Here is a 14,236-nt window from a genome sequence, read left to right on the forward strand (position 1 = left end):
AAAATCACCTTTCATGAGTAAAACTATAATTATTTCCAATAGACTACCAGTACAGTTACAAATAAGTGATGGCGGTCTAAATGCAATTCCAAGTGTTGGAGGGTTAGCTACGGGCATGAAATCCGTTCATAGCGGTGGTGAGAGCCTATGGATTGGGTGGTCTGGTTTGACAGAAGAAGAAACTCCACCTTCTTTGGAAAAGAAAATAGACAAAGCTTTAGAGCAACATGGATGTGCCAAAGTTAAACTTACTACCAAAGAAATGGAGGGGTTTTATTTTGGGTTCAGCAATCGCACAATCTGGCCTCTTTTTCATTATTTTCTGGAATACACAGAGTTTGAGCTTGATTTTTGGAACACCTATAAAGCAGTAAATCAGAAATTTGCCGATGCGATTATCGAACATTCGAATGAAGGTGATACCATATGGGTGCACGATTATCAATTGATGTTGGTGCCCCAAATGGTTCGAGAAAAAAGGCCTAATACTTCAATCGGCTTCTTTTTGCATATCCCTTTTCCTTCCTATGAAATTTTTAGGACATTACCCTGGCGTGAAGAAGTGTTGGAGGGGTTGTTGGGAGCTGACCTGATTGGCTTCCATACCTATGATTACGAACGTCATTTTTTAAGCTCAGTACGAAGACTTTTAGGGCTGGATGTAAGCTTTAATGATATCTACCTAGATCATCGAGTCATTAAAGTCGATTCTTTCCCTATGGGTATTGATTATAAAAAATTTAAGGATGCAGCTGTTGCCAATCAAAAAAACATTAATGAGAAGCGCAGTGACCTCCAAATAAAATTAGATAATCACAAAGCTGCAGCTCCTGACACCAAACTTATTTTATCCATTGATCGACTGGATTATAGCAAAGGCATCGCAAAACGAATTAATGCATTCGAATACTTTTTAAACAAATATCCCGAGTACAAAGAAAAAGTGCGTTTGATCATATTGGCGGTACCGTCCCGCTCCAACGTACCTCAATATCAACTACTTAAAAAGGAGGTTGATGAACTGGTCGGTAGAATCAACGGAGAATTGTCCACGGTTAACTGGACTCCTATTTGGTATTTCTACAGATCACTTCCCTTTGAAAACTTAATTGACCTTTATACCTCTAGTGATATTGCTTGGTTGACACCGCTTAGGGATGGAATGAACCTCGTAGCCAAAGAGTATATTGCTACTCGAATAGACAAAACCGGAGTGTTAATTCTCAGTGAAATGGCGGGCTCAGCTTATGAAATGAATGAGGCCCTTTTAATCAATCCAAACAATTTTGAACAGCAGGCCGATACCTTGAAAAAAGCGATTACCATGCCCAAAGAAGAGCAGGTGGCTCGTAATATGTTTCTTCAAAATCGATTGGAACGCTATAATGTTGAAGTTTGGGCCAATGAATTTATGGGGGCGCTCAATCGAAAAAGTGAGGGAGAATCCACACATAAATCCAAAAAAATGTCGGATTCTATTCTAGATAAAGTGGGTCAAAGCTATACCGATGCTAAAAAAAGGCTATTGTTTTTGGATTATGACGGCACGCTAACTGGATTTCACAAAGACCCACAAAAAGCATCACCTGATGACGAATTGTACCAACTTTTGGACAAGCTTCAAAATCAGAAAAACACCACGCTCTACCTGATCAGTGGTAGGGACAAACAAACATTTACCCGCTGGTTTCTGCATAAAAAGTACAATATGATCGTGGAGCACGGGGTATGGATTTCAAGGGATGGCGCGGAATTCAAGCTTTTGGAAAAAGTTAAGGATGATTGGATGGAAAAAATCAAGCCCGTTCTGGAATCTTTTGTTGATCGTACTCCGGGGTCCTTTATTGAAGAAAAAAATTATTCCTTGGCATGGCATTATCGAAGTACCGATCCGGACTTTGGTCAAAAAAGAGCAACCGAACTCAACACCGTTTTGACAAGCCTCATCGGTAATGATGATATTAGTGTCTTAAACGGGAACAAAGTAGTTGAAATTAAAAGCAGCAATGTGAACAAAGGCAGGGCTTCTGTTCGTATATTAGGTGAGGATGATTACGATTTCGTTCTGGCAATTGGCGATGATTGGACCGATGAATTTATGTTTGAAGAACTACCTGACTCGGCGGTAACAATCAAAGTCGGAATAAAGAAAACCCAGGCGAAGTATCATGTTGAAAATACCAAACGCGTAAGAACACTTTTAAAACGATTAGCAACATAATGAACCCCAAGTTATTGATTGTATTCCTGCTCACTGTTTCAATGTATGGGCAGGTAAACACGGACGTTTATCTGTTCGATTTATCCATGGAATCGGGAAATCCAGTTTTGACCAACCCCAAGAACATTTCGAACAATGAAGGCTATGACAATCAGCCTTCTTTTTTAGATAACAACACAGTTCTTTTCTCTTCTACAAGGGCAGACCAAACTGACATCAGAAGATTCAATATTGAAGCGGGCAGTACTTCATCTTGGATTTCGAACACGCCAACAGGAAGTGAATATTCGCCGCTAAAAATTCCGAGAAAGAATGCAGTTTCTGCCATCCGGCTTGATTTGGACGGACTTCAGCTTCTTTACGAATACGATTTGAAAACCGGTGAGCCTACTCCCATTTTTGATAAGTTAAAGGTCGGTTATCACCTGTGGTACAATGACAGCACCTTAATTTCCTCTGTTCTGGTGAGTGACCGATTGGATTTGGTCATGAGCAATGTTACGAATGGTACTCACCGCACATTACAAAGAAATATTGGACGTTCACTCTCTAAAATTCCAAACACCGAACTCTTAAGCTATGTAAGCAAGTCCACATCGCCTTGGCAAATAAAATCACTTGATCCGAATTCCGGAGTTGTAACACATATAGCTAATATTCCAGACAAGAGTGAAGACATCTGCTGGTTAAACGGCACAACAATTTTGACCGGTGTAGGGAAATCATTAATGAAATTCAATACGGAAAATGGAAATGAATGGACCTCTGTAATGCAATTTCAACAGGAGGAAATCAATAATATCAGTAGGATTGCCGTAAATGAAAATCGAACCAGATTGGCGTTTGTAGCAGAGGAATCTATTCGAAAGTTAATTGACAGACAAGTACAAACCTTCAATAATCGAGATTTACTTGGTTTTGTTTCCTGCTATTCAGAAAATGTGCTGGTACAACGTTTTCCTGATGAAATGATGTATACTGGAAGGCAAAAAATGACCGAAAACTACGATCGTTTCTACCAGAACACCAAAGAGGCCAAGGTAGAGGTGGTTAATCGAATTCAAATTGGAAATACAGTAATAGACGAAGAAATTACGCTGGTAGACGGGCGTAAAGGACATCAGGTGGCCATCTATGAGGTGGAAAATGGACTCATAAAGTCTATGCGGTTTATTTTTCCAGATAGAGAAACCAAAGATTCCGAATCCGTAGTGAAATCCCAATTGGAAGCCTACAACGCAAGGGATATTGATGCATTTATGGATACCTATTCTGATGATATTCAATTGTTTGAATTTCCAAAAGAACTTTTTCAAAAAGACAAGTCCCGCATGAAAAAATCGTATCAAGATTTTTTTGAGGCAACTCCAAATCTCCATTGTGAAATCAAAAATCGCATCGTTATTGGCAACAAGGTGATTGATGAAGAATTTGTTACCATTAATCAGTCAAGTTTAAGCGCTGTTGCCATTTATGAAGTCGAAAATGGTAAAATTGCGAAGGTGACTTTTATTCAATGATACCTCGGTCCTATCTATTACAATAAATTCTGAATTGTTAGATAATTTGGTCCTATCCTTTTATCTATTTTTAGTACTTTCATAAACTTCTTTAAAAAAATTTAATTCAAGTTTATGAAGCCATTTTTCACTTTGTTATTAGTGTTATTTTCTGTCACATCTATTTTTTCCCAGGCAGATTCAAGATTGTATGAAATTATAAACAACGTATCTGCGGAGCGAATTCAAAATGATGTCACAACTTTGGCAAATTTCGGAACACGACATACATTGAGTGATACCATTTCACAAACTCGAGGAATTGGTGCAGCAAGAAGGTGGATAAAATCAGAATTTGAAAAAACCTCTTCCCAATGTGATGGATGTCTGGAAGTATTTTATCAAAAAAACCTAGTAAAAGAAGGTGAGGGCTCAAGAATTATTAAGGATGTCTGGATAGTGAACGTAGTTGCAATACAAAGGGGAACAAAATTTCCGAACCGTTTTATAATCATGAGCGGGGATATTGATTCTCGAGTAAGCAATCCTAATAATTTTACTTCTGACTCTCCAGGAGCCAACGATAATGCGAGTGGTATGGCCGGTACCATAGAAGCGGCCAGAGTGTTGTCCAAATATCAATTTGAAAACAGTATTATTTATGTAGGTCTCTCAGGGGAAGAGCAAGGTCTTTTCGGTGGAAAAGGTTTAGCTGCTCATGCCAAGGAGCAAGGTTGGGAAATCATCGGAATACTCAATAATGATATGATTGGGAACATCACTGGAGTAGACGGCGTGGTCAGCAACCGTGATTTTCGAATTTTTTCAGAACCCGTTCCGCCTACAGAAACTGAAGACCAAAGAAGGGCTCGACGTTTCTATGGTGGGGAAGTTGATGGAATTTCTCGTCAATTGGCGAGATATGTTCACAAAACCACCAAAACGTATATGCCAGAAATGAACCCTATGATGATCTACCGTTTAGATCGTTTTGGTAGAGGAGGACATCACAGGCCTTTCAATGATGCTGGCTTTCCGGGAATCAGAATTATGGAGGCTCATGAAAATTATACCCAACAACATCAGGACATCCGGGTAGAAAACGGAATTGCCTATGGCGATGTGCTGGAGCATGTGAATTTTGAATATGCTAAAAAACTGACTGCGGTCAACGCGATTAATCTAGCTTCGATAGCCTGGGCTCCGCCTTCACCATCCACGGTTGAAATTGGCGGAATTGTTGAACCCTCAGCCAAATTAAAATGGAATAAGGTCGAGGGTGCCGTTGGTTATAGAATTTATTGGCGTGATACCACATCCCCAACCTGGGACAATTCAAAATTTGTGGGAGATGTTTCGGAATTCACTTTAAATGGCATTGTTATTGACAATTTCTTTTTCGGAGTCGCATCCGTGGGAAAAGATGGGCATGAAAGCCCGGTGACTTTTCCCAATAAAATTTTTAGATAAAACGAATTACCTCGAGTAAGGCCTAAAGTTTTGATAGCAACATGAAGCATTACCTCACATTTTTTCTGTTCATATGCGCAGTACATTTTTCCATTGCGCAAAATTTCACTAGACAAGACACCCTTAGGGGCAGCATTACACCTGAACGCGCGTGGTGGGATTTGAATTATTACGATTTGAATATTAAAGTGGACCCTGAAAATGAAACTATTGAGGGCTATAATGTCATTCGATACAAGGTTTTGGAGAAAGCTGATGTACTTCAGGTCGATTTGCAAAAACCTTTGCAAATAGCATCCATTTCACAAGATGGAAAAGAACTCGACTTCACTTCAGAAGGAGCAGCACATTTTGTGAAATTGAAAAAAAAGCAAGTACCTGGAACGTTCAATCATATTGTTGTCAAGTATTCTGGCAAACCTAAAAGAGCGCTCCGTGCTCCTTGGGATGGTGGTTTTTCTTGGGATAGGGATAAAAAAGGGAATCCATTTGCGGCAACCTCCTGTCAAGGACTGGGCGCAAGCGTTTGGTGGCCCAATAAAGACCATATGTATGACGAAGTAGACAGTATGCGTATCAGTGTAGCTGTTCCAAAAAGCTTAATGAATGTTTCAAACGGAAGGCTTAGAAGAGTAGATGAAAATAAAGAGGACAAGATATATACATGGTTCGTATCTAACCCCATTAACAACTACTGCGTAAACGTAAATATTGGTGATTACGTTCATTTTGGTGAAAAATTTCAAGGTGAAAAAGGAGAACTAGACCTGGACTATTATGTGCTGCGCAACAATTTAAAAAAGGCCAAAGAGCAATTCAAGCAGACCGCAATGATGTTGGAAGCCTTTGAACATTGGTTTGGCCCCTATCCGTTTTACGAGGATAGTTTCAAGCTGGTAGAAGTGCCTTATTTGGGTATGGAACATCAAAGTTCGGTCACCTATGGAAATCAGTACCGTAATGGCTATTTGGGTAAGGATTTATCCAGATCAGGTTGGGGACTTAAGTTCGATTTCATTATTATACATGAAGGCGGGCACGAATGGTTTGCCAACAATATCACTTACAAGGATATCGCAGATATGTGGATACATGAAAGTTTTACGGCATACTCCGAGAATCTGTATCTGGATTATCACTTTGGAAAAAAAGCTTCCGCAGAATACGTCATAGGTACGCGTGACAATATCCAAAACGACCGACCTATAATTGGTCACTATAATGTGAACAAAAAAGGTTCTGGAGATATGTATTATAAAGGTTCAAATATGTTGCATACCTTGAGGCAACTCATTGAAGACGATGAGTTATGGAGGAAGGTACTTCGAGGCCTAAATACCGAATTTTACCATCAGACAGTTACCACGGAACAAGTTGAAAACTACATCAGTGAAAAAACTGGGAAGGATTTGTCAGCATTTTTCAATCAATATTTGAGAACTACTATGATTCCAAAGTTGGAATATTCGCTTTCTGGTACTACCTTGAAGTATCGATATGTAAATGTTGTGAATGATTTTGACATGCCTATCCGTGTCTTTGTCAATGAAAAAGAACATTGGATATTCCCTAATTCTGAATGGAAAACCCAAACCATAAATGGCACTAATATGGAATTCGATATCAATTTTTATATAGAAACTCAAAAAATGTAGGTTGGATAAATATCCCGAACATTATTTTAAAAATGATGCCGAATGGAGGGACTGGCTTCATGAAAACCACACAGTTTCGGACGGAATCTACCTTATTTTCTATAAAGTAGATCATGAAATGGATAGTATGCGCTGGGAAGACGCAGTGCGCGTTGCCTTATGCTACGGATGGATCGATAGTACCGTAAAAAGTCTTGGAGATGGTAAACGAAGACAATACTTCTGCCCTAGAAAACCTAAAAGTGTTTGGAGCAAGGTCAATAAAAACCATATCAAGGAACTTATCAAGAATGGATTAATGCATAAAAGTGGACTTGCCATAATCAATGTAGCCAAAAAGAACGGTTCTTGGACTGCTCTGGATCATGTTGAGAACGGTATTGTTCCACAAGACCTCCAAAAAGCATTTGACTCGAACAAGATAGCCCTTATGAACTTTAAAAACTTCACTCATGGGCAACGAAAAAGCTATCTATATTGGTTGCATCAAGCCAAAAGAGAAGAGACCCGTCAGAAAAGGATAAAAGAAATTATTCAGCTATGTGAGGGCAATATCAAATCTAGAAATCCTGGAAGCAGATGAAAGATTACATCAAAATCAGTTATTGTCTAGTAACATCGCTATTATTCTTGGTTGGATGCCAAGATAAAGAATCAAAGCAATCGGTGGATATGCTCATTGCAAATGCCAATGTAATCCACTTAGAGACCGGTGAAATCAAATTACAGGATGTTTATATCAACAAAGGACGGATAAGTTCACTTACAAACACAGGTGAGATCACTAACTATGATGCCAAAAACAAAATAGATGCCACTGGCAAATACCTTCTTCCAGGTTTTTGGGACAATCATATCCATCTGCGTGGAGGAGATTCTCTTATTTCGAACAACAAGAATTTATTAAATCTTTTTATTGCTAACGGAATTACAACGGTAAGGGATGCCGGCGGTGACCTTACTACTTCTGTGTTAGAATGGAAAGAAAAAATTGCCGAGGGAAACCTAGTAGGTCCATCTATATTCTCCTCCGGACCTAAAATAGATGGCCCCAACGCTACTTGGGCTGGTTCTTTAGAAGTAGAAAAGGAAGATGATATTATTAAAGCCTTGGACTCTTTGGAGAAGCTCCAAGTAGATTTTGTGAAACTGTATGATAGTAGAATTTCCGGAGAACATTATTTAAAAACCATAGTAGAAGCAGAGGCCCGAGGTTTAACAACATCAGGACATGTTCCTTTTACGGTGACACTTGACGAAACCATCGATGCAGGAATAGATGCAGTGGAACATCTGTATTATATTATGAAAGGATGTGCCTCCAATGAAATAGAAATCACTGAAAAACTTAAAGCAAAAGAAATTGGGTTTTGGCAAGCCATGCCTGCACTTCAGGACAATTATGCGGATAGCACCGCCCAAAGAACGTTTCAAAAGTTAAAAGAACAGCAAGTCTTTGTGGTGCCTACCTTACATATCGGCAAGACCTTAAGTTATTTGGATGAAATAGACCACCGCAACGATGCCTATCTAAAATATATGGGGAAAGGAATTATCCAGACCTATCAAGGACGAATCGACAGAGCTTTAAATGCCTCTGAAAAAACAAGGGCAGACCGAAAAAAAATCGATGCCTTTTTTGGTCAACTTACCAAGGCACTTCACGATGCTGATGTAAGCCTTTTAGCAGGATCCGATAGTGGTGCCTATAACTCCTATACATATCCAGGGGTTTCTTTGCATCAAGAATTAAAAGAAATGGTTGAAAATGGAATTTCTCCTTTGGATGCCTTACGAACATCAACCCCAAACGGAGCCAAGTTTTTGAAAAAAAGTGATGATTTTGGCGGTATTTCTGAAGGCAAAATAGCCGACCTTGTCTTTTTGGATGCCAATCCGTTGGAAAATATTGAAAACACTCAAAAAATACATGCAGTACTCAAAGGTGGTAAGCTATTTACCAAACAGCAAATCGCTCATCTTTTGAAGGCATCAGAAATACATTAATTATGAAAACTACAATTAAAAAAATTACCCTTTTACTATTTGTTTGTGCATTTGGAAGTTCATGTCAGGAAAAAAAGCAAGCAGAAGAGATTAGTCCTTCACTGATTCTTATTTCCAAAGCCAATATTGTTGATGTCCGCACTGGGCAGGTCAAAATGGGTCAAAATATTTTTATTGATTCCGGGAAAATAAAGAAAATCAATGCATCAAAAATTGATGATCTTTCAGAATATAAAACGGTTATTGATGCTCAAGGAAAGTTTGTTATCCCAGGGATGACTGAAATGCATGCACACATTCCACAACCCCCTACTTCAAATGAGCGGCTTGAAGATGTCTTGTTTTTATATTTGTCCCAAGGTATCACAACAATTCGTGGAATGCTAGGGCATCCTGACCATTTAGTACTCAGAAAAAAAGTGCAGAACAGAACAATTTTAGGGCCAAGAATATTTACCTCCAGTCCCTCGCTAAATGGAAATTCGGTACAAACAGAAGAAGAAGCCATTAACAAGGTTATAGCTTTTCAAAAAGAGGGTTATGATTTTTTAAAAATTCATCCGGGAATTCAGCGGAATGTATTTAATCAATTGGTTAAAACCGCCAATGAAGTTGGAATCCGATTTGCTGGGCATGTGCCTGTGGATGTGGGCATCCGCCATGCGCTTGAGAGTAAATTTGCAACCATTGACCACGTTGATGGTTTTTTGGAGGGATTGGTCCCCGAAGCCGAAAATGTCGACCCAACATCCAATGGTTTTTTTGGTTACAATTTCACTCCTTTGGCGGATACCACGAAAATTGACGAATTAGTACAATTATCAAAAGATAATAAGGTCTGGATAGTACCCACCCAAAGTCTGTTCGAAAGATGGTTCGCACCGGTCAATGTCGACAGCCTGTTGGCAGAACCTGAAATGAAATATATGCCAAAATCTACATTAGAGAATTGGAGAAGAGTCAAAACACAGACTTTGGAAAACTCTGGTTTTAGTGTTTCACAATGGGAACAATTTGACGCCATCCGAAAAAGTCTCATCAAGAAGCTTCAAGATAATGGTCATGGAATCCTTTTGGGCTCAGATGCTCCGCAACTGTTCAACGTCCCAGGATTTTCCGTCCAACATGAAATGCAAGGAATGGCAGGGGCAGGTATGCAACCCTTGGAAATCTTACAATCTGCCACCATCAATCCCGCTATCTTTTTTGAGATGGAAAGCACGTTCGGAGAGGTTAAGGAGGGCACCGAAGCAGATTTGGTCCTTCTATCCGGAAATCCATTGGACGACCTAAAAAGTTATACTAAGGTTGATGGGGTTATGGCCCGTGGCTTATGGATTTCTAGTAGCGATATTGAAAAAAGGTTAAAAGTAATTGCAGAAAGAGCAGCCAAAAACTAATGGCAATCCATTAACAACTCCTTAAGAATTCCACTTACCGTTTTTGGTATCTTTAGACGACTAATTCAACTCAAATGAAACATTGCTTTACCCTATTGATGCTGTTTGCATCTTTCTTTACATTTTCACAAGAATTTACAATGGATTTGGTCCAGGATATGAAGCCACGGAACATAGGCCCTGCAGGCATGAGCGGTCGGGTTACTTCCATAGATGTGGTACATTCAAACCCTGATATCATGTATGTGGGAACAGCTTCCGGCGGACTTTGGAAATCTACATCCGGAGGCATCAAATGGGAGCCCATTTTTGACAAAGAAGTTACTGCTTCAATCGGTGCAGTTGCCATCCAACAATCTAATCCATCAGTAATTTGGGCCGGAACCGGGGAAGGAAACCCCAGAAACAGTCTCAACGGAGGTTACGGCATTTATAAATCTTTGGATGGTGGAAAAACATGGAAGTCTATGGGTCTTGAAAAAACAAGGCATATTCATAGAGTTATCATTGACCCAACAAATCCAGATATTGTTTACGTAGGCGCGATTGGTTCTCCCTGGGGAATCCATCCCGAACGTGGTGTATATAAAACCACAGATGGTGGAAAAACATGGAATAAGATTCTTTTTGTAAATAATAAGACCGGGATTGCCGATTTAGTAATGGATCCCTCAAATCCCAATAAACTGATTGCTGCAATGTGGGAGCATAAACGTGACCCATGGTTTTTTAAGTCAGGAGGCGCTGGAAGTGGACTGTATATTACACATGACGGTGGAAACAATTGGAAAAAATTATCCGAGGAAGATGGTCTTCCAAAAGGAGAATTGGGTCGTATTGGTGTTGCCATCGCCAAAAACAAACCAAATATCATTTATGCACTCATCGAAGCAAAGAAAAATGCTTTATATAAATCGGAAGACGGAGGTTTTAAATGGAGGAAAATCAATGACAAAAATGACATTGGAAATCGTCCATTTTATTATTCGGAAATATATGCTGACCCCGAAAATGAAAATCGTGTCTATTCCATTTTTACGTATGTAAATGTTTCTGAAGATGGAGGAAAGAATTTCACACAATTAATGCCGGCATATCAAGTTGACAATGGCGTACACCCAGATCACCATGCATGGTGGATCCATCCTGAAAATGGCCAGTTTATGATTGATGGAAACGATGGTGGGTTGAACATTACCAAAGATGGAGGGAAAACATGGCGTTTCATAGGTAACCTTCCTGTGGCGCAGTTCTATCATATTAATATTGACAATGAATACCCCTATAACGTTTATGGTGGAATGCAAGATAATGGCTCTTGGAGAGGACCTGCATACGTTTGGCGTGCGCAGGGCATCCGAAACAGTTACTGGCAAGAAATTGCATTTGGGGATGGTTTTGATGTGGTTCCCGATCTGGATAACAATCAATTCGGATATGCAATGAGTCAACAGGGATTTGTGTCTCGATACGATTGGAAAACGGGAAACAACTACATCGTAAGACCTACGCCCCCAGATGAAAAGACCAAACTGCGTTTTAATTGGAATGCAGGCATAGGCCAGGACCCATTCAACAATAGTACCGTTTATTTTGGAAGTCAGTTTGTACATAAATCAACCAATAAGGGACTTACTTGGGAAGTTATTTCTCCTGATCTAACAACCAACGACAAGGAAAAACAAAAGCAACATGAAAGTGGAGGTCTTACCATGGATGCCACAGGGGCTGAAAACTATTGTACCATTCTGGTCATTGAGCCATCACCGGTTGAAAAAGACATGCTTTGGGTCGGCACAGACGACGGACGTGTCCATATTACCCAAAATGGTGGCGGAAGTTGGACCGAGGTAACCAAAAATCTAAAAGGATTACCCAATGGAAGCTGGATTCCTCAAATAAAAGCTTCTAAAACTAATAAAGGTGAAGCATTATTGGTGGCCAATGATTATCGAAGATTTAATTATGAGCCATACGTTTATCGCACCAAAGATTATGGCAAAACCTGGACAAGAATTGTTGATGCTTCTGATGTCGAAAGCTATGCTTTGTCCATTGTAGAAGATTCTGAAAACCCAAATCTCATGTTTTTGGGAACAGATGATGGGCTTTATCTTTCTTTAAATGCAGGAGGTAAATGGCAAAAATGGACAGAGGGTTTTCCAACCGTTTCAACTAAGGATTTAGCCATTCAAACTCGTGAGAATGACTTGGTCATTGGCACTTTTGGTAGAGCCGCTTGGGTTTTGGATGATATTCGCCCGTTAAGGACTCTAGCTTCAAACCCATCCGTTTTACATAAAGACATCAGTCTTTTTAATAGTCCAGATGCTTATTTAGCCGCATACCAACAAGCTACTGGCAGTAGGTTTGGAGGTGATGCTCTTTACAATGGGGAAAACAGAAAATCGGGCGCAATGATTACCTATTATCTGAAAGAAGGGAAGGAAGAGGTGAAAACCGAAGATGAGGAAAACAAAGATGAAAAATCTGAGGAAGCAGGGGAAGAAAAAACCAAAGTGACAAAGGATTCCATTTTCTTTACATTCTATGACGGAAATCGACTGATTAGAACTTTAAAACATAAGACCCCTAAAAAACCAGGTTTCCACAGAATCTATTGGGATCTTGATGAGAAAGGTCCGGACACTCCATCAAGGAAAATCAACAAGAGTAAAACCGAATCTGGTGGTATCACTGTGAAACCAGGGACTTACAAAGTCAAGGTTCAATATGGAAAAGCTTTGGATTCCACAAAAGTAACTGTCAAAACAGACCCTCGCATCAATACTTCCGAAGCTTCTTTAAACGAGGTTTATACTGCTGGTAAAAAACTAGAACAATACACCCAAACCGCTTCTGATGCTGTAAAACAACTGGTACAAAGCAAGAATCTGGCAAGTAAGTACCAAAAAGAGCTAAAAGATTTGGACAAGGAAAAATATAAAGAGCAGATTGATGCTTCGAAAGAAATCATCAAACAAATAGATTCGGTTGTTGCACGTTACCTAGGCAAAGAAGATAAAAGACAAGGGATAACCCGTAATCCAGAAATTTCTGTGACGCAACGATTGAACGCAGCGAGGTTTTACGTAGGCACAAGAAAAACCGGTGTGACTGCCACCGAACAAAGATTGATAAAGTTCGCTGGTGAAGAACTCCAATCAGCCTTGGATGCGACCAACGCATTTTTCACCAAGGACTGGAAGGCTTACCAAGAATCCATCGAAGCTTTGGACGTATCACCATTTAAAGAAATATCAACTTTTACCATAGAGTAATGAAGAAAACACTATTTCTAGGGGTTTTAATGACCTCGATATTAACGCTTAATGCCCAGCAGCCAGGAGAAGATGAATTTGGTGCTTGGTATATGTATTTCGGAACCAATAAAGTAGCAGAACGCTTTAGTATTCATACCGAAGCGCAGTTTCGATTTTATGAAACCACCTCCAATTTTAATCAATTATTACTGAGAACGGGGTTAAATTATCATATCAATCCTAATGCCATTGCTACTGGGGGTTATGGATATATATCAACAGACACCAGTTTTTTGGAATTTCCGGGTGAGACCAACACCAAGGAACATCGTATTTTTCAGCAATTTATTCTAAAGAATAAAGTTTGGGAATTTCTTTTTGAACATCGCTATCGACTGGAGCAGCGTTTTTTGGATTTTGGGGATAATACGGACACCCAGCATCGGGCCCGATACCGTATTCAGGTCACCTTACCGCTAACCGATACTTTTTTCTTGAACTTTTATGACGAGCTTTTTATTAATCTTCAAGACAATTTATTCGGTCAAAATAGATTGTACGCAGCTTTGGGAGTCCACATCACCAATAACAGTAGCGTTCAGTTTGGATATTTGAGAAATCAGTTCAGTAGCGCAGTTTTTGACCGTTTACAGACAGGTTTCTTCTACAATCCCGACCTAAGAGGTGTATTTAAAAAGAAGACCAAAGACCAGTAATTGTC

9 protein-coding genes are annotated in these 14,236 nt (G+C 39.6%); all 9 read left to right on the top strand.

Translation table 11 applies throughout. The features are described from left to right. Window positions 1-13 precede the first annotated feature (13 nt). The 9 genes from ACOKFG_RS13810 (at window position 14) to ACOKFG_RS13850 (ending at window position 14,231) form a co-directional block, all read left to right on the top strand. Window positions 14-2,221 carry a bifunctional alpha,alpha-trehalose-phosphate synthase (UDP-forming)/trehalose-phosphatase gene (locus ACOKFG_RS13810; RefSeq protein ID WP_299485831.1) on the top strand — a complete coding sequence of 736 codons (2,208 nt, stop codon included), beginning with the start codon at window positions 14-16 and terminating at the stop codon, window positions 2,219-2,221. Beyond that, the gene (locus tag ACOKFG_RS13815) at window positions 2,221-3,741 is read left to right on the top strand and encodes a nuclear transport factor 2 family protein (protein WP_422861470.1); all 1,521 of its coding nucleotides are present in this window, start codon (window positions 2,221-2,223) and stop codon (window positions 3,739-3,741) included. The genes ACOKFG_RS13810 and ACOKFG_RS13815 overlap by 1 nt, the downstream gene beginning before the upstream one ends. Window positions 3,742-3,855: 114 nt before the next feature. Next, the gene (locus ACOKFG_RS13820) at window positions 3,856-5,190 is read left to right on the top strand and encodes a M28 family peptidase (protein WP_422861471.1); all 1,335 of its coding nucleotides are present in this window, start codon (window positions 3,856-3,858) and stop codon (window positions 5,188-5,190) included. A gap of 41 nt (window positions 5,191-5,231) precedes the next feature. After that, window positions 5,232-6,845, top strand: coding sequence for a M1 family metallopeptidase (locus tag ACOKFG_RS13825; RefSeq protein WP_298790554.1), 1,614 nt, complete (start codon window positions 5,232-5,234; stop codon window positions 6,843-6,845). 1 nt (window position 6,846) lies between these two features. After that, window positions 6,847-7,428, top strand: a complete 582-nt coding sequence (locus ACOKFG_RS13830) for a YdeI/OmpD-associated family protein (RefSeq protein WP_298790556.1) — start codon at window positions 6,847-6,849, stop codon at window positions 7,426-7,428. Beyond that, window positions 7,425-8,852 carry an amidohydrolase family protein gene (locus ACOKFG_RS13835; RefSeq protein ID WP_422861472.1) on the top strand — a complete coding sequence of 476 codons (1,428 nt, stop codon included), beginning with the start codon at window positions 7,425-7,427 and terminating at the stop codon, window positions 8,850-8,852. Before ACOKFG_RS13830 ends, ACOKFG_RS13835 begins: the two co-directional genes overlap by 4 nt. Window positions 8,853-8,854: 2 nt before the next feature. Next, on the top strand, window positions 8,855-10,252 hold the full coding sequence (locus ACOKFG_RS13840; protein ID WP_422861473.1) for an amidohydrolase family protein: 1,398 nt from the start codon (window positions 8,855-8,857) through the stop codon (window positions 10,250-10,252). A gap of 74 nt (window positions 10,253-10,326) precedes the next feature. Then, window positions 10,327-13,533 carry a WD40/YVTN/BNR-like repeat-containing protein gene (locus tag ACOKFG_RS13845; protein ID WP_422861474.1) on the top strand — a complete coding sequence of 1,069 codons (3,207 nt, stop codon included), beginning with the start codon at window positions 10,327-10,329 and terminating at the stop codon, window positions 13,531-13,533. Next, window positions 13,533-14,231 (top strand): DUF2490 domain-containing protein, encoded by a 699-nt coding sequence (locus tag ACOKFG_RS13850; protein WP_422861475.1) that lies wholly within the window; start codon window positions 13,533-13,535, stop codon window positions 14,229-14,231. Before ACOKFG_RS13845 ends, ACOKFG_RS13850 begins: the two co-directional genes overlap by 1 nt. Window positions 14,232-14,236 lie beyond the last annotated feature (5 nt).

Source organism: Flagellimonas rhodophyticola (assembly GCF_049332665.1).
GTDB lineage: Bacteria > Bacteroidota > Bacteroidia > Flavobacteriales > Flavobacteriaceae > Flagellimonas.